This window comes from Caenimonas sp. SL110 (assembly GCF_001044395.1).
Taxonomy (GTDB): Bacteria; Pseudomonadota; Gammaproteobacteria; order Burkholderiales; family Burkholderiaceae_C; genus Ramlibacter.
On the sequence record NZ_JANU01000008.1, the window covers coordinates 50,292 to 73,430 of the forward strand.

Genomic DNA, 23,139 nt, shown 5'->3' on the forward strand with positions numbered 1-23,139 from the left:
TCATATCAATTTTGCGAAGAGGACGGCAACCAGATCGTCACTCGCACCGCATTGGTTCGAACGGCCTCCTGCCACGCGGGATGCATGTTCAGTCGCTGCCTCTGCCCGTCCAGAAACTGCTGGGTCACCCGCGACCCCAGGAAGGGTTTGGTGAGCTCTCTTGTGGCGGGCTCTTTCACCCCAGCTGCAAATCCGGCGTCAAGCAGGCCGGCCTGCGCCAGCAGGGGCAAATAGCTGATCGGCAAAGCACGATCTGCCGTGATATCGACGACCCGGCAACCATCGGCACTAAGGTAAATCGACATGCCATCCTCGAAGCCGGCGATGGTCACATCGATGCGCTTGTGAGCCGAATCGAACTTTGCGCGGGCGTGGGCTGCGCCGAAATCAATCCATGCTTCGTCGCCCTCGTCGACATGACGCAGCAGCGCCGCCGATGCCAGGACATCTTGCAGCGGCGCATGGATCCGCTCAACCAGCCTGCGGGGCCGGACAGGCAGCAGCGAAAGAGGCCGCTCGACATCGCGGTCGTCCTGGTGCTGCGCCACTCGCCGGGCCGGCGTGGGCACCGAGAAAGACGTCGCCGGCATGACGACCGGCCCCGCATGTTTCAGGGCCCAGGCATGGAACGATTCGAGCTCGATTTCACTGTGCTGCAGAAAAGCCAGCAGCGAGTGGAGGGATGGCAACTCATCACCTGTTGGCTGCGGGCAGCCCGGGCGATGGCCAAAACCCTGGTGAAGGATGCCACGCAGCCGTTCCAGGTCCGGCCAGAGCAGTACCTGGACCCGGGGCTCGCCGGCCTTGCGCGTGTAGGAATTGTTGACCAAGAGCATCGCAATGCCACTGGGCAGCTCTTTTATCCAACCGTGCCGATGGGGACCACGCGCCGACAGTTCGTAAACAGGAATCCCCGAAGGCGTGGTGAAGGACTTCAGCGCGTTCAACACCTCGTCCGAAGTCAGGGCCTGCGACGGGTCTGCAGGTAACTCAGGCTTCATGGGTACCACCACCGGCTTGGCCCTGAGCCTCAACGAGGAGGCCAATCCCCCTACCGGTATCTCGCTGCGTTCAAGAAAGTCGACCAGCGCTTCAGTTGAAGGGGGGTGGTTTGCAAACATGCGTAGACAGGCCTCGTATTTGCGCAGTTCCTTGTGCAAGCCCAACCTGAACACGTTTTCGTCAGGCCAATACAGGTGCTGGAGGCATGGACCATCCCTGCGGCTCGCGTCCAGATTGAGAGTGACCAGATCGACTCCCCCTGTATCGCGAAACTTGACGAAACCGTCATGCGTATCGTCATCGACGCCCAGCTCGACAGCCCGCAAGGCTCCACGGGCCTTCAAAGCATGGAAGACAACAGCGGCCTGCTCGATCTCAAACGACCGGCGTTTTTGCGCCCCCATCTCCTGCGCGTGAAGATGAGCCACTGTGAGCCGGGAATGCGCAGACGCAGGATGGCGGCGCGCGCGGCGGGAAGATGCACTGGATGCGGACGCGGTTGTAGATCGCATGGTTTTGAAAAGAGAAAGAGAGAAATGAGATAGCCGCGCGAGCTAGTCGTGCAGGTGCGCGGTAATGAGGGTGTTTCCGCTGGTGTCGTCCCAGACAAATTCGTGTCTTTGGCCGGCATGAATTCGCAGCACCGACAAATCGTCTTGTGAGACTCGCCCGGGCGCTGCTGTCTCTGCCCGCACGGTCAGTCGTGTGGAAGGCGCCGGCGCGGCATTGGCGACGAAAGCCTGCTTGAGCAAGCCAAGATCCGCCAGCGCGGCCAGGTCCGGGAACTTCACCTGCGGATGTGCCGTGATGGCAATCACGTGCTCGCGCCAGTGGTCGAGCCAGATGGAGACCGCGTCGGTCAACCGGCCCACATCCACGCAAATTCTCATGTGCGCGGGCTCGTAGGTCGCACGTACCTCGCTCTCGCCCAGGCAGACCCAGCCCTCGCTCGCAAGCTCGATCTGGTCCAGCAGCACCTGCGGGCCAATGACCTGCTCCACAGGGATGCGAATGTTTTCCACAAGTCGATGCGGATCGACAACGCACCGGCTCATACGGCGGGCAGCATCGCCCAGGATGGTTGTATCCAGCGGCAAAGCCTGCGCCCGCGGCTCGGGCGGGGTGACCATCTCGACCAAGCCGGCGGTCCGGGCCGCGCGGCACCAGCGAACGAACGAGCTCAACTCGACTGATCTGGAAACCTGTTCCAGCGAGGTGTACAGGTGCGGCAACTGCCCGCCCAGCAGCGGCGGGCGAAGATTGGACTTGCGCAGGGCCAGGTACGACTCGGCCCGAAATGTCTCTGCGCAAGGCCAGCAAAAATGCTCCATCAAAGGCTGGTCGGGCAGGCGCGTGTCGCTGCTGTTCACCCAGACGAATTCAACGCCGCCTTCACCGTTCGCCTTGATCCAGCCTCTGGAACCCGGATCATCAGACCTGAGTGCAAAGGCCCGATGCCGGCCCTCGTTCTTGAAGGCGTCCAGCATCAGCAGCGCCTGTTGCACGGCGTCGGGTGCGCGGTTGCAGGCTTCAGGCTCCAGTGCCGCGCCCGATCTGTGGGCTGTTGGCCTTTGCGAAAGCGCACGCGCGACCGCCTGGACGGGGGTATGGTTTGACTGGAGGTATTCCAGCAAGGTCTCGGTCGCCGGAATGTGCGGGGAGATCATCGACGGGCAGTCGTAGTTGAAGACCACGCTCTCAAATAGCAGCTGCGCGACCTGGAATTCCTTTTCCCAAAAACCATGCTCCAGGATCGGCTGCGAAGCGGCTCGATTCTCTCGCGCGTCCAGGGACACCAGTTCGACACCGCCCAGGTCGCAGATCGCAATAAAGCCCCTGATTCCTTCTTGCGGGCCGTCCAGATCGAACGCCAGGCGGCCGGGTCGGGCCCGCAGCGCATCGTAGGACGCCAGCGCCTGAAGCACCTCGGGGTCTTGCACGGAAGCGCGTCGCACAAGGGGTGTATCGACCTGGACGTCATGGCCTGCCACGGTCGGGGGAACGTCGGGTTCCTGCAAGGGGGTAGCAGCGAAAGAGGATGTGCGGGAAGAAATTGCGGGTTGCATGTGGCCGGCGTTGGATGGTGGGTGGGTTGGCGCAGTGAGTGACGCAGGGGGGCCCTGCGGTTCCGGACCCCAGCCGCAGGTCTTGCGTCCGGCACGCTCGGCTAAGATTCCGCCCGATGAATGAAGCACCCGATTCGCAGGACGACTGCATACGCCTCGCAGAGCGATGGGTCATCGTGCGCGGTCATGCGCACGGCCTGCGCGGGCCGGTGATGGTCGGCACGCTTGCGTGGCCGGCAAAGGCTCGCTGGAACACCGAGGCGCTGGCGGCGCTGCTTCGACAGACCGGCGGGCTTGAACCCGAAGAGGTGCAGCAGCTGCTGGCCAATGGACTGGACATCGCAGCCTTTCTGGCCCTGGTCCCCGCGCTGGAGCGGGCTGCGTTTTCTCCTGTGAGCCACAACGGTGTGCAGATTGCGCCCGCACTCGCGCAAGCAGGCGCAACGCAGCACTCCCTGGCCTTGCAGAGCTTTCAGCCCCGCTTCACGCAAGCCGTTCTCGAGTGGCTCGTGACCACGATCAATCTGTGCCGGCCCGCGGTGTCCGACGGGCAACGCGTCGAACTTGCCAGGTCCGCCCAGGCACGCCTGGACGAGGCCCGCAGCGCCTTCCAGAACAAGATGAAGTCATGGGGCATCAACTGGGCACGCATCGCGCGCGCCTGCGACGAGATGGACCTGCCCCTGCAATTGCTGCCGCGCGGATACATGAACGTGGGCTCCGGCCCCAACGCGCGCCTGTTCAAGAGCACGCTCACCGAGACCACGCTCGCGCTGGCATCCGGTCTGGCCCGGTCGAAGTCCCTGACCGCTTCGGTGCTGGCGCTGCACGGCCTGCCGGTTCCCGCCCACCAGATGGTCGCGAGCGAACAGGAGGCCGTCGCAGCGGCGCACGCGCTCGGTTTTCCGGTGGTGGTCAAGCCCGATGACCGCGATGGCGGCATGGGCGTGTATGCGGGGTTGGAGACCGATGAACAGGTGCGCCAGTTCTACGCGCAGGCGGCTGCGATCTCGCCCAAGGTGCTGGTCGAGACGCACATCCAGGGCCAGGACTTTCGCATCACGGTGGACAACGGCAAGGTCGTCAAGGCGATCGGCAGGACACCCGGCGGTGTGCTGGGCGATGGGCGCCAGAGCGTCGAGGAACTGATAGAGGCTTTGGCAGCGGCCAAGCCCGCATTGCGCGGCAACAACACGATCGTGAGCCTGGACGATGAAGCACGCGAGCTTCTAGCCGAACGCGGCATGACCAGCCAGAGCGTTCCCGCTGCCGGTGACTACATCGTGCTCAGGCGCCGCGCGAACATGTCCACCGGCGGCACCAGCCGCGATGTGAGGGGCGAACTTCACCCGGACAACGCGCGCCTGTCGATACGGGCTGCACAGGCCCTGCGGCTGGACCTGGCAGGCATCGACCTCATCATCCCCGACGTGTCGGTCTCGTGGATGGATTGCAAGGCTGCGATCTGCGAGGTGAATTCACAGCCGCAGATCAGCACCGAGTTTGCGCCGCGCGTCTATCACGACCTGTTGGCCCGATTGGTGCCTGAGCCTCGTCGCATGCGCGCGGTGCTGCTGCTCAACGCAACGGGCGACGCGCACTGCGATGCAAGCGTCATCGAGACGGCCGCGCAGTTGACTGAGCGTGGCGAGCGCGTCATCTCGGTGCGCAGCGACGGCACCTGGCTCGCGCACGAGCGCTTCGCCCCGCCCGGCCGCACGCCCTTCGCCGCAGCGATGGCCGCCGAGCTCGAGCCCGACGCAACAGCGGTGGTGGTGGCACTGGCTCCGCGCGAGGTGTTGCAGCAGGGCCTGCCGTGGCTGCACGTCGACCAGGTCCGCGTCGTGCGGGGAGCCAATCCGCATGACGCTTCGGATGCGCAGACGCTCAGGCGATGCCTGGACATGGTTGCACCCCACGCCGTGTCGGTCGAAGACAAGGCCGTGCAGTGATCGCACCGGCCATTGCACTGACCTCTTACTACAACCCGTTTCACGGAGAGCGGCGACGCCGCAACTACCATGTGTTTCGCGAGAACCTCGGTGTGCCGCTCGTCACAGTTGAATGGTCGCGAGACGGCCGGTTCGACCTGGCGCATGACGACGCCGACATCATGGTTCGCGTGACAGGCGGCGATCTGATGTGGCAAAAAGAGCGCCTGCTCAATGTCGGGCTCGCACGCATTCGCAACGATGGCCTCGCCCGCGACGTGGCCATCGTGGACGCCGATGTTGTGTTCGAACGCGCCGACTGGATGCAGCAGGTTTCTGCGGCACTGGATGCCTGTCCCCTGGTCAATTGCCACACGCACACCAACTACCTGCCCGAACTGCCGTTTGCAATGCGCAGCCGCGCGCAGCTGCTGGGCGTCGCCCCGGAGCGCCAGGTCGAGTCGCTCGGCTTTGCGCTCGCGCAAGGCAAGCCCCTGTTTGCGACAGACGCTGCAACCGCGCTGGCGCAGTCGGTGCGGGGTGTCCCGCCATCGTCAGGTGGGGCCGGCATCGCCAGCGCTGTGCGGCTGGATGACCTGCCCGACTTCGAGTGTTACGACGGCAACATCGTCGGTGGTGGAGACTTGCTGATGGCAGCCGCTGCCATCGGCATGTTGCAGGCGCTGTTTGCTACGCGACCCTATTCAGCAGCGCATCAGTGCGACGCAGCCGCGTGGGCTGCGCGCTGCCTGCCTGCCGGCAAGGACAGGCAACGCCTGGGCTTTGCAGACAACCGCGCGATGCATCTGTGGCACGGCGAGATGGAGGGTCGGCAATATGGGGAACGCACGAAGATCCTGGCGCCTCGCGGCTACGACCCTGCCAGGGATATCGATCGCAGCGGGAACGCGCTGCGCTTCATGCAATGCGCCGGGGACCTGAAAGATGCGGTGGGCAATTACCTGCGCTCACGCAACGATTGCTGAACATCGCCTCTGGGCGGCCCCACCCGTTTCACGCCATGCGCAGCAGCCGCGCCGATTCTTCCAGCCGCGCATCCTCGATCTCGCGCAGCACCCCCGACAAGTCGACGGAGCCCGCAACCGGTTCGTAGCGGCCGGTGAGCGCGGTGTCGGGTGCCAGCATGCCGCTCGCGTACAACGCCCAGATCTCGGGTCCGTATTTCGTGGCGAGCAAGTCCGGCGCAAACCGGCCGAAGTAGGTGCGCAGGTTGTCGACATCGCGCATCAGCATGCGTGCTGCGTGGTTGTTGCCGGCGGCATCGACCGCTTGCGGCAAATCGATGATCACCGGCCCGTCGGCGGCCAGCAGGACATTGAATTCCGACAGGTCGCCGTGGATCACACCCGCGCACAGCATGAGCACCACTTCACCGATCAATGACGCGTGGTGCCTGCGGGCCTCGTCCTCGGTGAAGCTCAGGTCATTGAGCCGCGCCGCAGCGTCGCCATCTGCATCGACCACCAGTTCCATCAACAGCACGCCCTCATGGAAGTTGATGGGCCTGGGCACGCGCACGCCCGCGGCGGCAAGCCGGTACAGCGCATCGACCTCGGCGCTTTGCCATGCGGCTTCCTGTTGCTGGCGCCCGTAGTTGGTGCGCTTGGCCATCGCGCGCGCCTGCCGGCTGTTTCGCACCTTGCGGTTCTCGGTGTAATCGACGGCCTGGCGGAAGCTGCGGTTGTTAGCTTCCTTGTAGATCTTGGCGGCGCAGGTTTCTTCGCCGCAACGCACGACATACACATCGGCTTCCTTGCCGCTCTTGAGCTGCCGCACAACGCTGTCGATGAGGCCTTCGGCCAGGAGGTTTTGCAGGCGGGCGGGTGCTTTCATGGGCCGATTGTGGCGGTTCGCTCGCGTGCAGCGAGGCGCCCTGCGGTCAGCCGGCCCGGAATGCCTTGACCAGTGGGTCCAGCGCGGCCTGCGTCAGCGGCTTGTTGACCACGCCGAGGATGCGCACATCGCAAGCGGCGGCCTGCTGCATGACAACGCCCATCTGGCTCACGCTCAGGGCGCTGTTCAGGATGACGGCCACCGGGCTGCCGCACGCAGCAAGCCGTTTGAGCAGCTCGCTGCCATCCATGTCCGGCATCGACAGGTCGAGCACCAGGATGTCCACGGGCCTCGCGCCATTGATCTGCTCCAGGGCCTTTGCACCGTCCTCGACACCGACGACAGACGCCGCATCGGCGCGGCGCAAGAGCTTCATGATGAGATCGCGCTGGAAGTCATGGTCTTCAGCCACGACAAAGTGCAATCCCGTGCATGACTTCGCGTGCAGGTCGACGTGCGCGACTGCCGCACGGGCAGCCTCAACGCCATCGGGGAAAGCGCCCAGGTACGCATCCAGGGCTGCGGACTCCCGGTCGTAGAACGCCATGGCTTCACGCAAATTGGCCGTGCTCTGCGCGCGTCCTGCGAGCGAAAGCAGGGAACACGCTTCTGCAAGGCCCGTCGCACCCAGCATCAGGCAGCCGCCCTTGATGCGGTGCGCCAGCAGTGCCATCTGGGTGAAATCGGCGGCGGCAAAGGCCAGGTGCAGGCTGCGCGTGTCCAGCACATTCGCACGGCGAAAGTCGTCGATGATCTCTTCGCCTGCCCGCTGGCTGCCTTGCGCGATGGCCGCAAGCCGTTCATGGTCGATCAACTCGTTCCCCTTGAACTCTTCTCCGACCGAGGGGACGACCGGCGCACTCGAAAAAGCATCGAGGGTATTGCGTGGTGACGAAGGGCCGGCCCAACAGTCGAGTCGGCCCTTGCACCCGTCTGAGTCTATCGCGCGCAAGGTGAACCGCAAGGTGGATTACCCGCTTCTTCCTCGCTTCTTTGCTTGTCCGGGCCGGGAGCAACTCATCCATCAAGTGCACCTGTTTCCGTGTGATCGCGGCTCTGTTCGCCACCGTACGGACACAGCAGCCTGCTCCTTGCAAGATGAACGGATTCACTTGCAAGGAAACCCTGGATGATTGCGGACGTTTCGCCTGGCGCGGCGAATTCGCGCACCGAAATCAGGCGGCTCATCGACCTGCTGCATGACACCGATGCGCGGCTTGACGAACTGCTCGAAGGCGAGATCGACTCTGTCACCAATCAGGCGGGCCACACGATCTTGCTGCGGCGCGCGCAGGCAGACATGCGACGCAACGAAGTGACCCGACAGGCGGCCATTCTTGCCGCCCTGCCCGCGAGCATTGCGCTGATCGACGCCAACGGCCTGATCGTTTCGGTGAACAGGACCTGGCGGGAATTCGCCGATTCGAATGCGCTGCAATCCGCGCAGCATGGCGTGGGCACGAACTACCTGGACCTGTGCGACCGGGCCAGTAGTCTCGACTCATCGGAGGCCGCGCATGTGGCCGCTGGCATCCGTTCGGTCCTCAATGGCGCCGCAGCAAGCTACGAACTGGAATACCCCTGCCATTCACCGACGAGCCAGCGCTGCTTTCTGCTTCGCGTCGTGCCGTTGCTGGACGAGGTTGGCAAGGGCGCGGTCGTCATGCACACCGATGTCACCGAGCGCTGGCTCGCGGCAAAGGACATGGCCGCCTTGTCGCTGCGCACCGAGCTGAGAGAGCGCCAGCTCAGCACCGCGCTGGCTTCGATCACCGACTTCGTGCAGATCTACAACCATGATGGCCGCCTCGCCTATGCGAACAAGCCCCTGCTCGACCTGTGGGGCAAGACGCTCGACGACATCATCGGCAAGGACTTTCTCGACCTGGGCTACCCAGCTGAACTGTCGGCGCGGCTCAAGAGGCAGGTCCAGCATGTGTTCGATACACAGGAGATCGTCTCGGACGAGGCGACCTATGTAAATCCGGCGGGTGCCCATGGGTGGTACGAGTACATTTTTTCGCCCGCGTTCGCCGCCAACGGAAACGTCGATTTCGTGATCGGCTCGACACGAGACATCACCGAGCGCAAGCGCGCCGGGGACGCCTTGCGAAAGAGCGTGGCCGAGTTCCGGATCATGGCCGAAGCCATGCCGCAGATCGTGTGGACTGCAGGCCCTGACGGTGTGACCAACTACGCCAACGACCGGTGGCTTGAATACACCGGTCTCAAGCCCGCAGACATCATGGGCGATGGCTGGGCCCGCGCTGTGCACCCGGATGACCTTTCGCGATCGCTGGGCGGCTGGCACGCGGCGATCCGGGCGCGATCGACCTACGCGGCAGAGCTTCGACTGCGAAGCATCGACGGCGAGTACCGATGGTGGCTGATTCGCACGGTACCCGTGTTCGATGCCGATGCCGATGCAGGCGTGCTCAAGTGGCTGGGAACCGGCACGGATATCCAGGGCCTGAAGGAAGTGAACGCGCAACTGGAGTTGCGCGTGGAAGAGCGAACCACCCAGTTGCGGCTGGCCCAGGAGCAGGCCGAACGTGCCAACAAGGCCAAGTCGGATTTTCTCGCAACCATGAGCCACGAGATCCGCACGCCCATGAACGGGGTGATCGGCATGATCGAAGTGCTGCAGCAAAGCAGCCTGCAGCAGCACCAGATGGAGATGACAGACCTGATTCGCGAATCGGCGTTCTCGCTGCTTCAGATCATCGAAGACATCCTGGACTTTTCCAAGATCGAAGCCGGCCACCAGAAGGTCCACGACGAACCCGTGGTCCTGCGCGATTGCGTCGAGCGCGTCTGCCGCATGCTCGACCAGCTGGCCTTCAAGCAGGGCGTGCGCCTGACGGTATTTGTAGACCCTGCGTTGCCCGAAGTGGTGATGGCCGACGAGGGGCGCCTGCGCCAGGTGCTGGTCAACCTGGTGGGCAACGCCATCAAGTTCTCGGGCGGCCTGGTCGAGCCTGGGGCCGTGGCTGTAAGGGCAGTCCTGGCACAGCAGCAACCGGACCCGGATTCGGGTTCGGTCGCGGTGGAGATCACCGTGACCGACAACGGCATCGGGATCGATGCAGGCACACTCGCGCGCCTGTTCAAGCCCTTCGCGCAGGCGGACGACTCAACGACCCGTCGCTACGGTGGCAGCGGACTGGGCCTGGCGATCTCCGACATGCTGCTTCGCCTGATGGGAGGCAGCATCTCCGTGGAAAGCACGCTGGCCGAAGGCTCTGCATTCACCGTTCACTTGCCGCTGCGATCCGTGCCGGGACCTCCCGCCACACGCAGCCCCCCTGTCCTGCGGGGCATGCACTGCCTCATCGTGGGCGACGACCGGCAACTGGGCGATGACATGGGTGCGTACCTGCGTCACGCCGGACTGATCGTCGAGCGGGCATACAGCGTCGCCCAGGCCGCGCGTTCGCCCGTCATTGCCGGCGTGTCGTTCTGGCTGATGCTGCCGGAGTTCGCCGAAGGCGCAGCACAACTGCAAGCCGTCGGCCAAAGCTCGCCCATCTCGCAGACCCAGCTGGTCGTGCTGGGTTGGGGACGCCGCCGCGTGCCTCGGCTGGACGCCTGCGGGATGGTGATGATCGATGCCGACGTGCTGGCCCAGACCATGCTGCTGCGCGCATTCGAGATGGCCTGCGGCACCCTGACGCCAGAACAGGAGCCCGCCAACGCCGTGTCCACACGCGTGGCCGATCACGAGGCCGGGCACGATGCGCCCCAGGCCGGCCTGCTGATCCTGGTCGCAGAGGACAACCAGACCAACCGGCTTGTCATCCTGAAGCAACTGGCGCTGCTGGGTTTTGATGCGGACGTTGCCATCGACGGAATGGACGCCCTCGCGCGCTGGCGCACCGGCGCGTACGCCATGGTCCTCACGGACCTGCACATGCCGCTGCTGGACGGCTACGGGCTGGCCCAGGCGATTCGGGCTGAAGAAGCGCCTGACAGTCGCATCCCCATCATCGCGGTGACGGCCAACGCGCTGCGCGATGAAGAAATCCGGTGCCTGGCTGCGGGCATGGACGGCTACCTGAGCAAGCCGGTGCTGCTGGCACAGCTGCGCACTGCGATTGAAGCGCACATCAAGCCGCCGGTGTCCCCCCAACTCAAAACCGACCGCGCAAAGGCAGCCGTGGTGGACGTCGGCACGCTCGTGGCGATGGTTGGCGACGATCCGCGCGACATCGCTGATGTGTTGCTGTCGTTTTCAAGGTCGGCCCGCGACTGCGCAACAGCACTGGAGGTCGCCATGCAGGCAGGCAGCGCTGCCGAAGTGGCGGCACTCGCGCACCAGCTCAAGGGGGCTGCGGTGTCGATTGGCGCCCTGCCCCTGGGCGAGAGCTGCAGCGCCCTTGAACTGATGGCCCGCAGCGGCAGCGCCGACCCGCTGCGGCGAATTTACACAGGGCTGCAGGTTGAGCTTGGCGCGGTGCTCGACTTCATCGAGGCTCGCAAGCGGCGCGAGGCGCTGCCGGCGCCAGACGCGCACAGCTTCAGCCCACGTCCACCGTCACCAGCAGAAAGGTCGCCGGGATCGAGGTGAAGTTGTCGCGGCCGCTTCGGTTCTGTGCCTTGAACAGCTCTTCCAGTTCAGCGCGCAGCGACTCGCTGCGGCCTTCCTTTTCGGCTGCGTCGAATGCATTCATCGTCGGGCCGTAATAGCGGCGGAACGCATCGACGAATTCGGACGGTGTTCCGTTGAAGTTGAAGGTGTAGGTCTGCCTGGCGCACTTGATCTTGTCAGCAGGGACACCGGCCGCGCCAAACCGCTCGATGACGTTGCCTTCGACGCCCCAGGTCATCGGGCTCACGAAACCTTCGGGCGGCGGCGGCGAATAGGAAGAGCTGATCTTCAGGATCTGCGCGACCAGCGTCGGGTCCCCGGGAATCCAGTTCCCCATCGCGATGCGCCCGCCCGGCTTCGTCACACGCACCATCTCTTTGGCGACGTCGAGCGGCCGGGGCGCGAACATCGCGCCAAAGATGCTGACCACGCGATCGAAGGACTTGTCTGCGATACCTGCGAGCTTGCTGGCATCGCCTTGCTGGAAGCTGCAGTTGGCCAGGCCCTGCTCCTGCGCGCGCTTGTTGCCGGCGGCGACCAGGTTGCGCGAAATATCGACGCCCAGCACCGTGGCACCTGCGAGCGCGGCGGGTATCGCGGTCGTTCCATCGCCGCAGCCCAGATCAAGCACCTGGTGGCCGCTGGTAATGCCCAGCGACTTGACCAAGGCCTCGCCGCTCTCGCGCATGGCGGCGGCGATCCGCGTGAAGTCGCCCTTTTCCCAGAGCGCCTGGTTGGGGTTGGCGACGGGGGTGGATGATGAAGCGGAAGTGGTTTGAACTGTCATGGGTTTGCTCCTTGGTGAATGTTGTCCGGGATCACGGGCGCATCGAACTCGACCACGACGGGCACGGCCGATCGCAAGGTTTGCAGCACGACGCAAGACCGCTCGGCTGCGCGCAAGAGCTGGCGCAGCCGTTGCGGATGGGTGTCGGGTGCCGCACGCAATCGTACGGACACCTCGAAAGATTGGAAAGCCACCGGCACGAGCGGATCGCCCAGCGTTCCGCGCACATCCACATGGCCCCGCGCGGTCACGCCCAGCTGCAAGAGCCGCACGCCCAGCACCGAGGCCACCATGCGCAGGCTGGACTCCTGGCATGCCGCCAGTGCGGCGCACAGCAGGTCGCCGGGTACAGGGGCCTCGTGGGTGCCACCGATCGCGTGATGGACGCCATAGTCCAGGTGTGAAACCGCGTGGCTGCCCAGGTGCACGCGCCCGAGCATCGGGTTGGCAAGATCGCCTTCGCCGCCTGTCCACGCGAGGTCCGTCACGACGGCGCTGGCGGGGTCGCTTCGATAGGCTGCGCGCAGCGGTGCCTGGCGCGAACGCACATCCGGGCCGGCCTGAACGTCGGGATTTGCGAGCGGATGCTGTTGTGTGTTCATGGCCTGCAGTATTGGCCGCCAGGGCTCAATTTGCCTTTCCCGAAACTCCGGCTCTCTTGTCTGGAACTCGGTTTCTGTCAGCACCCACGGGCACCGTGCACCGGGGCTCTGTATTTCTTGTCCGAAGCTCCGGGGCCTGTCGACGAGGCAGCTGCAAATGTCCACAATGGCCCAACCTCACTGCGATGAAATCTGGAGCCTCATGAACACGCAAGCAAACATCCGCGAATCACTCATTCGGGCGCGCGAGACGCTCGAGCGAAAACCGTCGGCGGCATTGAAGGAAGATTCCGTGGCCGTCGCCGTCTGGAGCGGAAACCTCTCGACACAGTTGCAACACCCGTCGGTAACGCAACTCTCCACCGAGATGCCCACCACTCTGGGAGGTGCAGGCGGCGCGGCGCCGGGGTGGTACTTCCGGGCAGGGGTGGCTTCGTGCATGGTGACCAGCATCGCGATGGAAGCCGCGGTGCAGGGCATCGCGCTCACGCGGCTGGAAGTGCAGGCCCACAGCGAATCCGACGCGCGTGGAATGCTGGGCACCGAGGGCGTCCTGGCGGGTCCGCTTCGCTTCTGGCTGAAGGTCGCCATCGAATCGCCGGGCACGTCCGAAGCCCAGTTGCGGGCGCTGGTCGCGCTGGCTGCATCGCGTTCGCCCTTGAGCCAGGGACTGCAACGCGGCCTGCCCATCGAACTCGAGGTCGATCTGCAGCCCCAGGCAGCGCCAGTCGCCTGATGGACGCACTGTCCGAAGTGCTTCGCGTGGTGCGCCTGAACAGCGCGGTGTTCTACAACGCGAGGTTCAGCGCGCCGTGGTGCTTTTCTGCGCCTGCTGCATCCGCCGTGATGAACACGCTGCAGCCGGGTGCCGAGCGGCTCGTCATCTTTCACCTGTTGACCGAGGGCCAATGCAGGCTCGAAGTGGAGGGCTTGCCGCCGGACACGCTGCATGCCGGGGATGTCATCGTGTTTCCGCACGGCGATGCGCACCTCATGTCTTCGGCGCCCGATGTGCAGCCCGCGCCGCCCGCTGACCTGGTGGCGTTGCTGCGACGCGGTCCTCGCGAAGTGCGCTTCGGCGGCGGCGGAGACAAGACGCGATTCATCTGCGGCTATCTGTCGTGCGACCCGCGGCTGTGCCGCCCCATCCTCACGGCGCTGCCGCGTGTGGTGCGCGTGAACCTGCGCGGACAGGACGATCCGGGCTGGCTGGAGTTGTCGATTCGTTACGCAGTAGCCGAAGCGGCTGCTGCACGGCCTGGCGGTGCGGGCGTGCTGGCAAAACTCTCGGAAGTTCTCTTTGTCGAAACCCTGCGCCGGTACATGGCTCAGTTGCCGCCCGAGCAAACCGGATGGCTCGCAGGCGTGCGCGACCGTGTCGTCGGCAAGGCGTTGGCCCTGATGCACGCACAACCTGCCGATGCATGGACAGTGGAGTCATTGGCGCGCGAGTGCGGCATCTCGCGTTCGGTGCTGGCCGAGCGCTTCACGCATTACGTCGGGCAATCGCCGATGCATTACCTGGGCCGATGGCGGATGGCGCTGGCAGCCGGGATGCTGCGCAGCAGTTCGTCGAGCATCAGCCGTGTGGCCAGGGACGTGGGATATGAAACCGACCCCGCGTTCACGCGTGCGTTTCGACGCGAGTACGGCATGCCGCCGGCTGCGTGGCGCAGCGGGGCAACAAAGCCCCAGGGCGAAGTCAGCGCCTGAATCTTGTGCGCCGTGGGAACGATGCATCCGCTCAGTCGGTGTCGCCTTCAGGCTCGATCTGCAAGGCTTCCAGGAAACGCGAAACCATGTTGTAAGCCGCGACAGTCGCTGTCAGCTCCACCAGCTCACGCGCGCTGAAATGCCGGCGAACGTTGGCAAAGACATCATCGGGTACCTGCACATGAAGCGTCATTGCCGTCGTGTAGGCAAAGGTGTCGCGCTCCTGCTGCGAGAACTCCTTTGAATCCGCCCACTGCGCCAGGCCGGATATCTTCGACTGCGGCACGCCCTCTTGCAGCGCCACCGGCGCATGTTGGGTGAATTCATAAGGCGCGCGGTTCAGGATGGCCACCAGCAAGATGACCATCTCGCGCAGGCCGCCATCCAGGATGCCGCCGGTGCGGATGGCGCCCATGTAGTTGTTCCAGCCCCGCGCGATCGGCGCGCTGTGCAGCAACTGGCGGTCAAGGTTGAGCAACGCGCCGCCACGCCGCTCCTGGACGGCGCTCACCAGCGCCGCATCCACACCGGGCGTGGACGCATCCACAAATTCAAGTCGAGCCATGAGAATCGCCTCCGGCCGGCAACAGCGCCGGTTGTAGGCCACATGCTAGCGCCGCCCCAGTCCGATCGACCCCACGGCTGTCATTGCGGACTTGATCCGCAATCCATCTGCGATCAAACGCAGTCGCCGCTTCGCGGTGGATGCCGGATCGAGTCCGGCATGACAACCGGAAGAGATGTCGCAAGCCCTTGCAAATAACTAGTTGCGCACGCAACCATATTCGATCTAGAATTGCAGCACGTCGCAGCCCGACGCCCTCGCGCAAGTGTGGCTGTACCGCCTTCCCACCCCCGGAGAACCCATGACTCTTGCTTCCCGCATCACGCGGCGCTGCTTCGCGATCGCACTCACCACCATCTCTACTTTTGCCGCAGCCCAGGCATGGCCCGCCAAGCCGATGGAGTGGGTTGTTCCCTACCCCGCAGGCGGCGGCACCGACATCGTTGCGCGCACGCTCGCACAGGCCATGAGCGAGACGCTCGGCCAGCCGATCGTCATCAACAACAAGCCCGGCGCGGCGACCAATATCGGCGCCGACTACACCGCCAAGTCCAAGCCGGACGGCTACACGCTGATGTCAGGCGACACCGCCACGCTCGCGGCAAATCCCTTTCTCTATTCGAAGCTGCCGTACAACGTCGAGAAAGACTTCACGCCGATTGGCCTGACGGTGCGGTTTCCGCTGATCCTGGTCGTCAACCCGAACGTGCCCGCAAAGAATCTCGCAGAGTTCATCGCATGGGCCAAAAAGGAAAAGGGCGTGGCTTACGGAACACCCGGCTCCGGCAGTCCCCACCACCTGGCCACCGCCATGTTCAGCCAGCAAGCCAAGCTTGAATTGACCCACGTTCCTTACAAGGGCGCGGCCCCCGCAGTACAGGACGTCGTGGGAGGACAGGTGCCTTTCATGTTCGTCGACTCTGCCAGTGGCAACCAGTTCATCACCAGCGGCAAGCTGCGCGCCATCGGTGTGGCCAGCGCGAAACGCGTGCCGGGCTTCGACACCATCCCCACACTGTCAGAGCAGGGCCTCAAGGGTTTCGAGGCATACGCGTGGCAAGGCGTCGTGATGCCTGCGGGCGTGCCGGCCGACATCGCGCAGAAGGTCAGTGCCGCTCTTGTGAAAGCACTCGCAGCGCCGGCGATCAAGACACGCCTGGAAGGCCTGGGCCTGGAGATCACGCCCAGCAGCCCGGCTGCCATGACGCAGTACGCCGCCGCAGAGCGCGCGAAGTGGGGCCCTGTGATCAAGGCCAACAACATCCGCGTCGAATAACAGCGCGAACAAAACGAAGGGCCCACCATGAAGCAGGACAACCCCACCAAGGCGGCCCGCAAGCATGCGCCGCTGGAGCGCACGCTCACCTATCGCATGCACCTGCTTCACAAGCTCTCCGACCTGGAGAGCCAGCGCCAGTACCCACTCGAAGTGGGCCTGTCCCTCAGCGACGGCCGCTGCCTGGCGGCAGTCGGTTCGTTCGAGCCGATCTCGGTCAACCGGCTCGCGCAGCTGGCCAACCTGAACAAGGCGCAGGCCAGCCGCGCCGCGCAGTTCCTGGTCGAAGAAGGACTGGTTGCAAAAGGCAACACGGAAGGTGACGGCCGTGGCGTGCAGCTCAAGCTCACCGCGCGCGGCCGCAAGGTCTGGCAAAAGACCATGGACCTGATCGAGCGCCGGAACGAAGAAATTTTTGGCTGCCTGAGCGCGCAGGAAATGCGCGTGCTCGGCGCCCTGTTCGACCGACTGATACAGCACAACAGCGCTCCCCAGGCCTGACCCCATCCGGATACGACCATGCACCAGCCCACCACCGAACCCCGTCCGTCGATCTACTTCGACTACAAGATCCACCAGCCCTGGCTTCCCACGCAGCACGCGCAAGACAAGCGCCAGCAAGTGGCCGTGGTCGGCGCAGGTCCCGCTGGCCTGGTGACGGCGCTCAAGCTCGCGCAGCAGGGCGTGAGCTGCGTTGTGCTCAACGCCGAACTGCAGGTCTCGCAAGGAAGCCGCGCCATTGTGTTCACGCGCCGCAGCATGGAGATCCTGCAACAGGTGGGCGTGGCGGATCGCATCGCCCAGAACGGTCTGGCGTGGCGGTTCGGCAATTCGTTCTATCGCGGTGAACGCGTGTTCCGCATGGAAGCGCCGCACGATGCGAACGACCGCTTTCCACCGATGACCAACATCCAGCAGCAGTTCCTGGAGGAATACCTGCTGGACGCCTGCAACGCCGAACCGCTCATCGAGCTGCGCTGGGGCAACAAGGTCGAGAGCTTCACCCAGGACGATGATCGTGTGCTGGTAGAAGTCGATACGCCCGAAGGCCCCTACACGCTGGAGACCGAATGGCTGGTGGCCGCGGACGGCGGTCGCTCGGGCATCCGCAGCGCGATGGGCCTGCAGATGGAAGGCGCGTCTTACGAGGGCCTGTTCGTCATCGCGGACATCCGCATCGACCTGCCGCTCCCCACCGAGCGCCTTGCGTTTTTCGATCCGGCCTGGAACCCGGGCAACACCATCCTCATGCACCGCGAGCCGCTGGGCATCTGGCGCATCGACTACCAGCTGCCGCGCGGCGAAACGCCCGAGCAGGCATTGCAGCCGGAGTCACTGCGCGAGCGAATCGACGCGCAGCTCGCCATGATCGGATACGCGGGCACACCCTGGGAAATGGACTGGTCGTCGGTGTACTCCGCACGCGCGCTGACCTTGCCCGACTATGTGCACGGACGTGTTCTCTTCACGGGTGACGCCGCGCACCTGCTGCCGATTTTCGGCGTGCGCGGGGCCAACACCGCCTTCCAGGATGCACAGTCGCTCGGCTGGCATCTCGCAAGCGTCGTGAAGGGGCTCGCAGACCAGTCGCTGCTGAAGAACTACAGCGCCGAACGCGTGGGCGCGGCGCGCGAGATCATCGAGGAAGCAGGCAAGAGCACGCGCTTCATGACGCCGCCTTCGCATGGCTTCAAGCTGCTGCGCGATGCAGTCCTTTCCCTGTCGCTCACCCAGGAGTTCGTGCGGCCGCTCTACCACTGGCGCACCTCGCGTCCGCACGAGTACAGCAACTCGTCGCTCAACAGCACCGACGATGACACGGCGCGATTCAAGGCAGGTCCCGCCCATGGCGCGCCGCCTCGCGATGTGCAAATCAGCGACAACGATCACCTGCTCGACCATCTGGGAAGCGGCTTCAACCTGCTGTACGCGACCGACTCCGGCGAGCTGCCCTCATCGCTGGCCGAATGCATCGCGCGCTTGCGGGCACGCGGCGTTCCACTCAAGGTGCTGGCGGTGGGCGCGAACGCCCCCGTGCACGGCGCGGACGAGTCCATCGCCGACACGCAAGGGCGCTTGCGCGCTGCGTATGGCTTGTCCCAACAGGGCTGCGCCTACCTGCTTCGCCCTGACCAGCATGTGTGCGCCCGATGGCTCACGCTCGACGCACCGCGGCTGCAGGCCGCATTCGACAACGCGCTTGCACAGTGAAGGACACCACCATGGACACATCGACCCTCTCCAGTACTGCAGGCCTTTCTATCGGCGGCCTCGAAACGGTCTATGACCTGCTCGCCACCGCCATCGACGACGCCGGCCCCGAAAAATCCGAGCTGTTCCTCGTCAAGCTCGCGCTGCTGAACGCCAATGCGATCGGCGACGCGCAGCTGATTGCCCAACACATCGCCTCCGCATCGGCGGACCTTTGAACCCTTCGCAGGAGAACCCCATGCTCGTCCAACAGATTCACCATGTCGCCTATCGTTGCCGCGATGCGAAGGAAACCGTCGAGTGGTACGGCAAGCACCTGGACATGGGCTTCGTGCTCGCCATCGCCGAAAACGAAGTGCCGTCGACCAAGGCACCCGACCCCTACATGCACGTGTTCCTGGATGCCGGCAACGGCAATGTGCTGGCCTTCTTCGAACTGCCGGGCCAGCCCGAAATGGGCCGCGATGCCAACACGCCCGAGTGGGTGCAGCACCTGGCGCTCAAGGTCGAGTCGGTCGACAAGCTGCTCGAAGCCAAGCGCAAGCTCGAAGCTGCGGGCATCGAGGTGCTGGGCCCGACCAACCACACGATCTTCAAGAGCATCTACTTCTTCGACCCGAACGGCCACCGCATCGAACTGGCCGCCAATTGCGGCACGCCCGAGATGCATCGCAAGCTTGACGAAGTGAAGTGGGAGATGCTCAATGAGTGGAGCCGGACCAAACGGGCTCCCCATCACGCAGCGTGGATGCACGACGGCAGCCACGCCTAGCAGGAGGTTTGTCGATGTTGAACGAAACACACGATCCGGCGCTTCGCAGCTGGGTGGCATCTGCCAACGAACCGGGCTGCGATTTCCCGATCCAGAACCTGCCGTTTGCCGTGTTCCGCCGCGCGGGCAGCGGCGAGAAATTTCGCGGTGGCGTGGCCATCGGCGACCAGATCTTCGATCTGGTGCAGCTCGCATCGACCGGCTTGCTCGAAGGCTGCGCCGCCGAGGCCGCGCAGGCTGGCGGCCAGGAGAAACTCAACGCGCTGATGGCCCTGGGCCCATCAGCCTGGTCGGCCCTGCGGCTGGCGCTATCGCGCATGCTGCGTGAGGACGCCGTGGGGCACGACTGGCTGTCGAGCTGCCTGGTGCCGCAATCGCAAGCCGAGTACGACGTGCCCGCGCGCATCGGCGACTACACCGATTTCTACACCTCGGTCTTTCACGCCACCAACATCGGCCGGCAGTTTCGCCCCGACAACCCGCTGCTGCCCAACTACAAGTGGGTGCCTATCGGCTACCACGGCCGCAGTTCCAGCATCGGCATTTCCGGCGAATCGTTTCACCGGCCTGTGGGTCAGACCATGCCTCCCGGTGCAACCACACCGCAAGTGGTGCCGTCGCGCCGCCTGGACATCGAACTGGAGCTGGGCATCTTCATCGGTCCCGGCAATGCCAAGGGCACGCGCATCAGCATGGCCCAGGCAGACGATCATGTGTTCGGTATCTGCCTGCTCAACGACTGGTCGGCGCGCGACCTGCAAGGGTGGGAATACCAGCCGCTGGGTCCCTTTCTCTCCAAGAACTTCGCATCCACCATTTCGCCGTGGGTGGTCACGCTCGAAGCGCTGGCGCCGTTTCGCACCACGTTCCATCGGGACGAATCGGACCCGCAGCCGCTACCCTATCTCGACTCGGCCGACAACCGCGCGAGCGGCGCATTCGACATCCAGCTGGATGTCCAGTTGCAGACCGACGCCATGCGGCGAGCGGCGCTTGCGGGTGCGTCCATCTGCCGCACCAGCTATCGCCATGCGTACTGGACGGTCGCGCAGATGGTGACCCATCACACGGTGAACGGCTGCAACCTGCAGCCGGGCGACCTGTTCGGCTCAGGAACGCTGTCGGGCCCTGGCGCAGGCGAAGCGGCAGCGCTGATCGAAATCACCACAGGCGGCAAGAACCCGATCACGCTGCCCAACGGCGAGAGCCGTACCTGGCTGGAAGACGGCGACTCGGTCACGCTGCGCGGCTGGTGCGAACGGCCCGGCGCCGCGCGCATCGGCTTTGGAGAATGCGTGGGCACGGTACTGCCCGCCATCACGGCTTGACGCCGTGACCGCAGCTCTCACCGGCCCGCAGGCGCCGCACGGCGCGGCTGCGCCTGCAAGCGCTGGAACGCCTGGTCGACCAGGATCACGAACACGGCGCCGAAGGCCACGATCGACACCAGCACGGGCATCTGCAGCGAATTGACGAGTAGCGGTCCGGCAGGAAAGGCCTGCGGATTGGGGGTGGTGCAGATGAAGGTCGCAGCAGCCATGCCGGTGTAGTGCATCGCGCACACCGTACCGGCCATCGCGAGTGACGCGCCAATGCGTGCCACCAGCGTGCGCACGACAAACGCCAGCCACAGCGCGGCAATGGCCGCCACGATGGCGATGACCACCGACAGCGCGACCGTGCCCACGGACCATTCGAAGCGGCCGCCAAAGCGCATGCCGTACATGCCCAGGTAGTGCATCACCACCACGCCGAAACCCAGCAGCACGCCTGCGCCCACGACGCGCGGCAGCGAGGGGCGCAGCGCCACCCACCACAGCGCAGCCGTGCTGCCGGCCACAGCGGCGACCAGCGACAGCAGCGTCTCGGGAATCGAGTAGCTCACACCCATGTCGATGTGGACCGCGAGCATGCCGATGAAGTGCATCGACCACACGCCGATGCCGCCCAGGGCAACACCCGCGGTCAAGGCATTGATCACCTGCACCCGGCCGTTGCGGCCGACGATGAGGCTGGAAGCTGTGAGCGCCGCAAAGGCGCCGGCAGCGGCGATCACAAAAGACAGCACCACCATGCCGGGTGCGTATTCGGGTGTTATGACGAGGTTCAACGGAGTCTCCAGATTAATGAAATGGGGGTCACTGCATTCACTGCATGGATTGCATGGCGCGAACTTGCGACACGCGGCGGTTCACGACGCGCGCGCCGACCTGGTACTTCAGCCAGCCGATCCAGCCGTGCTCGCGCATGTCGCTGGTGTTGCGGTAGAAGCCGGCCGGGTCATGGAAGGCACCGTAGGTCTCCAGCACGTCCTGCGGGTGGAATTGCTGCAGGCAATCGCCCTGTCCGTTCCAGTACCCGCTGGCGTCGGCCACGATGCCCCAGCCGCTGTCTTCGCCGGTCTCGCGCAGCATCTGCTTGGCACGCGCAAAGAGGATGGGGTCCACCACGTAGCCATCTGTGCTTTGCCAGTTGCTGCCCACCAGCACCTGGCCGATCGCGTGCGGCATGGCGTCCGGTGCCTCAGGAAGAATGCCCGCGAGAAAACGGGTGCGCACGCTCACGAACAACAGACGGGCCGGCAGGCCCGCCGCGCGGCACAGCGCCGTGAAGAGCACGCCCTTGGAGTGACAGTCGCCTCCGCCGGCGCGCAGCACTTCGCTGGCGCGTACGGCGCTGCCGTCGGCAGACGCTGCAAACGGCATGCGGCGCACGAAATCATGGATGGCGGCGGCACGCGCGGCATAGGACTGTTTGGCCTGGGTGAGTTTCTGCGCGGTGATACGCAGCTTCACATCGGAGAAATCAAGCTGCGCGGTCTCCAGAAGGCATTGCGAAGCGGGGAGCCAGGCCGCAGGTGGGGTGGACATCTGCATGACGCTCACTTCTGTGCGACCTTCAAGGGCAGGGCCACAGCCGGACGCGACGCAGCGCGCCCACTGTCAACCCGCACACGGCTGGCCGGGCCTTCGGCCATCACGCGGCCGTCGATGTTGTTGATCAAGGCCAGGCGCAGCGTGTAGTCGCCCGCAGGCGGCTCCACCCAGGTCTCTGTTTGTCCGGCGGTGAAGTTCACCACTTCGGCATTGCCGCCCTTGCGCTCCAGCGTCAGCCGGAAGTGGCCCGTGCCCGCCACCTTGGGCGCCTGGTTGGAAACGTTCAGTCCGCTCGCGTGGAACATCACGCGAAACGCATCGCGCACCACCGCGCCATCGGCGGGGCTGAGCAGTGCAACGCCAGGGGCGCCCTGCACGGTGGCCGCAGTCGTGGCCGGGTTCTGCTTGCGCACGGTGACTCGGATCGGCTTGCTGTAGACGAAGAAAGGGATGTGGCCCTGGTCGGCCAGCAGGAGGTTGAGGGTGTAGGTGCCGGGCTTGAGGTTGAGCACGGTTTCCATCTGGCCCTTGCCGAAGTGGATGTACTGGTCGGTAAACGGCAACGGCTTCTTGAAGTCCATCGGCAGCGGCTGGTTGACCAGCAGGTGATGGTGGCCCGCGCGCCCGGCTGTCTGGCCGGCCGGCACCAGGCCGCGCATGGACAGGCCGAACTTCACGACAAAAGGCGCGTCGACGACGTCGCCGTCGCTCAGGTTGGTGAAGTGCGCGGCGGGCTGCAGGTTGGGCGGCGGCACAACCCACGGATGCACCGGCAGTTCGGCATCGGCGGCTGCGGGCGCCTTGCTGGCGACATTGGCAGCGGTGGCAACGTTGAGGGAAAGAAACGCCGCGATGGCGACGAGTTGGAGGCGGAGGTACTGCATAAATAACCTTGT

General features: G+C 64.9%; 21 protein-coding genes. 11 read left to right on the forward strand and 10 right to left on the reverse strand.

Annotated features, from left to right (window positions below; genetic code table 11):
- Nucleotides 1-5 precede the first annotated feature (5 nt).
- Together AQ12_RS05840 and AQ12_RS05845 are read right to left on the reverse strand one after the other, a co-directional pair.
- On the reverse strand, nucleotides 6-1,406 hold the full coding sequence (locus tag AQ12_RS05840; protein WP_048438939.1) for a hypothetical protein: 1,401 nt from the start codon (nucleotides 1,404-1,406) through the stop codon (nucleotides 6-8).
- A gap of 150 nt (nucleotides 1,407-1,556) precedes the next feature.
- Nucleotides 1,557-2,957, reverse strand: a complete 1,401-nt coding sequence (locus AQ12_RS05845) for a hypothetical protein (RefSeq protein ID WP_152682689.1) — start codon at nucleotides 2,955-2,957, stop codon at nucleotides 1,557-1,559.
- 227 nt (nucleotides 2,958-3,184) lie between these two features.
- Here AQ12_RS05845 and AQ12_RS21940 point away from each other — a divergent pair, with 227 nt between their 5' ends.
- Nucleotides 3,185-5,020: an acetate--CoA ligase family protein gene (locus AQ12_RS21940; RefSeq protein ID WP_053076568.1), complete on the forward strand. Its 1,836-nt coding sequence runs from the start codon at nucleotides 3,185-3,187 to the stop codon at nucleotides 5,018-5,020.
- Nucleotides 5,017-5,985 carry a hypothetical protein gene (locus tag AQ12_RS05855; protein ID WP_048438941.1) on the forward strand — a complete coding sequence of 323 codons (969 nt, stop codon included), beginning with the start codon at nucleotides 5,017-5,019 and terminating at the stop codon, nucleotides 5,983-5,985. Before AQ12_RS21940 ends, AQ12_RS05855 begins: the two co-directional genes overlap by 4 nt.
- A 28-nt stretch (nucleotides 5,986-6,013) precedes the next feature.
- On the opposite strand, the gene AQ12_RS05860 is transcribed toward AQ12_RS05855, so the two are convergent.
- Together AQ12_RS05860 and AQ12_RS05865 are read right to left on the reverse strand one after the other, a co-directional pair.
- Nucleotides 6,014-6,853, reverse strand: a complete 840-nt coding sequence (locus AQ12_RS05860) for a PA4780 family RIO1-like protein kinase (protein WP_048438942.1) — start codon at nucleotides 6,851-6,853, stop codon at nucleotides 6,014-6,016.
- A 46-nt stretch (nucleotides 6,854-6,899) separates the two neighbouring features.
- On the reverse strand, nucleotides 6,900-7,667 hold the full coding sequence (locus AQ12_RS05865; protein ID WP_048438943.1) for a response regulator: 768 nt from the start codon (nucleotides 7,665-7,667) through the stop codon (nucleotides 6,900-6,902).
- Between the two features lie 315 nt (nucleotides 7,668-7,982).
- Between AQ12_RS05865 and AQ12_RS21945 the strand changes: the two genes are divergently transcribed.
- Entirely contained in the window at nucleotides 7,983-11,420 is a 3,438-nt protein-coding gene (locus AQ12_RS21945; RefSeq protein WP_053076569.1) for a PAS domain-containing sensor histidine kinase, read from the forward strand.
- On the opposite strand, the gene AQ12_RS05875 is transcribed toward AQ12_RS21945, so the two are convergent.
- Nucleotides 11,371-12,228 carry a class I SAM-dependent methyltransferase gene (locus AQ12_RS05875; protein WP_048438944.1) on the reverse strand — a complete coding sequence of 286 codons (858 nt, stop codon included), beginning with the start codon at nucleotides 12,226-12,228 and terminating at the stop codon, nucleotides 11,371-11,373. The two genes, AQ12_RS21945 and AQ12_RS05875, sit on opposite strands and share 50 nt — an antisense overlap.
- Entirely contained in the window at nucleotides 12,225-12,830 is a 606-nt protein-coding gene (locus AQ12_RS05880) for an OsmC family protein (protein WP_048438945.1), read from the reverse strand. The genes AQ12_RS05875 and AQ12_RS05880 overlap by 4 nt, the downstream gene beginning before the upstream one ends.
- A gap of 202 nt (nucleotides 12,831-13,032) precedes the next feature.
- Here AQ12_RS05880 and AQ12_RS05885 point away from each other — a divergent pair, with 202 nt between their 5' ends.
- Entirely contained in the window at nucleotides 13,033-13,566 is a 534-nt protein-coding gene (locus AQ12_RS05885; RefSeq protein WP_048438946.1) for an OsmC family protein, read from the forward strand.
- Complete coding sequence (locus AQ12_RS05890) at nucleotides 13,566-14,543, forward strand: AraC family transcriptional regulator (protein WP_048438947.1); 978 nt, start codon at nucleotides 13,566-13,568, stop codon at nucleotides 14,541-14,543. The genes AQ12_RS05885 and AQ12_RS05890 overlap by 1 nt, the downstream gene beginning before the upstream one ends.
- Before the next feature lie 31 nt (nucleotides 14,544-14,574).
- Here AQ12_RS05890 and AQ12_RS05895 read toward each other — a convergent pair whose 3' ends face one another.
- Nucleotides 14,575-15,108: a carboxymuconolactone decarboxylase family protein gene (locus AQ12_RS05895; protein ID WP_048438948.1), complete on the reverse strand. Its 534-nt coding sequence runs from the start codon at nucleotides 15,106-15,108 to the stop codon at nucleotides 14,575-14,577.
- Between the two features lie 301 nt (nucleotides 15,109-15,409).
- Between AQ12_RS05895 and AQ12_RS05900 the strand changes: the two genes are divergently transcribed.
- Genes AQ12_RS05900 through fahA form a run of 6 tightly spaced genes read left to right on the forward strand, consistent with a single transcriptional unit; the run spans nucleotide 15,410 to nucleotide 20,695 of the window.
- On the forward strand, nucleotides 15,410-16,384 hold the full coding sequence (locus AQ12_RS05900; protein WP_048438949.1) for a tripartite tricarboxylate transporter substrate binding protein: 975 nt from the start codon (nucleotides 15,410-15,412) through the stop codon (nucleotides 16,382-16,384).
- Between the two features lie 27 nt (nucleotides 16,385-16,411).
- Nucleotides 16,412-16,885 (forward strand): MarR family winged helix-turn-helix transcriptional regulator, encoded by a 474-nt coding sequence (locus AQ12_RS05905; RefSeq protein ID WP_048438950.1) that lies wholly within the window; start codon nucleotides 16,412-16,414, stop codon nucleotides 16,883-16,885.
- An 18-nt stretch (nucleotides 16,886-16,903) separates the two neighbouring features.
- The gene (locus AQ12_RS05910; protein WP_048438951.1) at nucleotides 16,904-18,595 is read left to right on the forward strand and encodes an FAD-dependent monooxygenase; all 1,692 of its coding nucleotides are present in this window, start codon (nucleotides 16,904-16,906) and stop codon (nucleotides 18,593-18,595) included.
- Nucleotides 18,596-18,606: 11 nt separating this feature from the next.
- A complete protein-coding gene (locus AQ12_RS05915; protein WP_048438990.1) occupies nucleotides 18,607-18,813 on the forward strand; it encodes a DUF2783 domain-containing protein in 207 nt (68 codons plus the stop codon).
- A 20-nt stretch (nucleotides 18,814-18,833) separates the two neighbouring features.
- Nucleotides 18,834-19,367: a VOC family protein gene (locus tag AQ12_RS05920; protein ID WP_048438952.1), complete on the forward strand. Its 534-nt coding sequence runs from the start codon at nucleotides 18,834-18,836 to the stop codon at nucleotides 19,365-19,367.
- A gap of 14 nt (nucleotides 19,368-19,381) precedes the next feature.
- The gene (gene fahA, locus AQ12_RS05925) at nucleotides 19,382-20,695 is read left to right on the forward strand and encodes a fumarylacetoacetase (RefSeq protein ID WP_048438953.1); all 1,314 of its coding nucleotides are present in this window, start codon (nucleotides 19,382-19,384) and stop codon (nucleotides 20,693-20,695) included.
- A 17-nt stretch (nucleotides 20,696-20,712) separates the two neighbouring features.
- Here fahA and AQ12_RS05930 read toward each other — a convergent pair whose 3' ends face one another.
- Genes AQ12_RS05930 through AQ12_RS05940 form a run of 3 tightly spaced genes read right to left on the reverse strand, consistent with a single transcriptional unit; the run spans nucleotide 20,713 to nucleotide 23,127 of the window.
- On the reverse strand, nucleotides 20,713-21,477 hold the full coding sequence (locus AQ12_RS05930; RefSeq protein ID WP_238587663.1) for an MHYT domain-containing protein: 765 nt from the start codon (nucleotides 21,475-21,477) through the stop codon (nucleotides 20,713-20,715).
- A gap of 37 nt (nucleotides 21,478-21,514) precedes the next feature.
- Nucleotides 21,515-22,243, reverse strand: coding sequence for a transglutaminase family protein (locus AQ12_RS05935; protein ID WP_152682690.1), 729 nt, complete (start codon nucleotides 22,241-22,243; stop codon nucleotides 21,515-21,517).
- Between the two features lie 5 nt (nucleotides 22,244-22,248).
- On the reverse strand, nucleotides 22,249-23,127 hold the full coding sequence (locus tag AQ12_RS05940) for a DUF4399 domain-containing protein (protein WP_053076570.1): 879 nt from the start codon (nucleotides 23,125-23,127) through the stop codon (nucleotides 22,249-22,251).
- Nucleotides 23,128-23,139: the final 12 nt, after the last annotated feature.

Bases quoted from the DNA above. Each gene is read 5' to 3' on its own strand.
- AQ12_RS05905 (WP_048438950.1), top strand. From the start codon at position 16,412: ATGAAGCAGGACAACCCCACCAAGGCGGCCCGCAAGCATGCGCCGCTG.
- AQ12_RS05920 (WP_048438952.1), top strand. From the start codon at position 18,834: ATGCTCGTCCAACAGATTCACCATGTCGCCTATCGTTGCCGCGATGCG.
- AQ12_RS21945 (WP_053076569.1), top strand. From the start codon at position 7,983: ATGATTGCGGACGTTTCGCCTGGCGCGGCGAATTCGCGCACCGAAATC.
- AQ12_RS05885 (WP_048438946.1), top strand. From the start codon at position 13,033: ATGAACACGCAAGCAAACATCCGCGAATCACTCATTCGGGCGCGCGAG.
- AQ12_RS05875 (WP_048438944.1), bottom strand. From the start codon at position 12,228: ATGACAGTTCAAACCACTTCCGCTTCATCATCCACCCCCGTCGCCAAC.
- AQ12_RS05860 (WP_048438942.1), bottom strand. From the start codon at position 6,853: ATGAAAGCACCCGCCCGCCTGCAAAACCTCCTGGCCGAAGGCCTCATC.
- AQ12_RS05915 (WP_048438990.1), top strand. From the start codon at position 18,607: ATGGACACATCGACCCTCTCCAGTACTGCAGGCCTTTCTATCGGCGGC.
- AQ12_RS05940 (WP_053076570.1), bottom strand. From the start codon at position 23,127: ATGCAGTACCTCCGCCTCCAACTCGTCGCCATCGCGGCGTTTCTTTCC.
- AQ12_RS05890 (WP_048438947.1), top strand. From the start codon at position 13,566: ATGGACGCACTGTCCGAAGTGCTTCGCGTGGTGCGCCTGAACAGCGCG.
- fahA (WP_048438953.1), top strand. From the start codon at position 19,382: ATGTTGAACGAAACACACGATCCGGCGCTTCGCAGCTGGGTGGCATCT.
- AQ12_RS05910 (WP_048438951.1), top strand. From the start codon at position 16,904: ATGCACCAGCCCACCACCGAACCCCGTCCGTCGATCTACTTCGACTAC.
- AQ12_RS05895 (WP_048438948.1), bottom strand. From the start codon at position 15,108: ATGGCTCGACTTGAATTTGTGGATGCGTCCACGCCCGGTGTGGATGCG.
- AQ12_RS05840 (WP_048438939.1), bottom strand. From the start codon at position 1,406: ATGGGGGCGCAAAAACGCCGGTCGTTTGAGATCGAGCAGGCCGCTGTT.
- AQ12_RS05935 (WP_152682690.1), bottom strand. From the start codon at position 22,243: ATGCAGATGTCCACCCCACCTGCGGCCTGGCTCCCCGCTTCGCAATGC.
- AQ12_RS05880 (WP_048438945.1), bottom strand. From the start codon at position 12,830: ATGAACACACAACAGCATCCGCTCGCAAATCCCGACGTTCAGGCCGGC.
- AQ12_RS21940 (WP_053076568.1), top strand. From the start codon at position 3,185: ATGAATGAAGCACCCGATTCGCAGGACGACTGCATACGCCTCGCAGAG.
- AQ12_RS05900 (WP_048438949.1), top strand. From the start codon at position 15,410: ATGACTCTTGCTTCCCGCATCACGCGGCGCTGCTTCGCGATCGCACTC.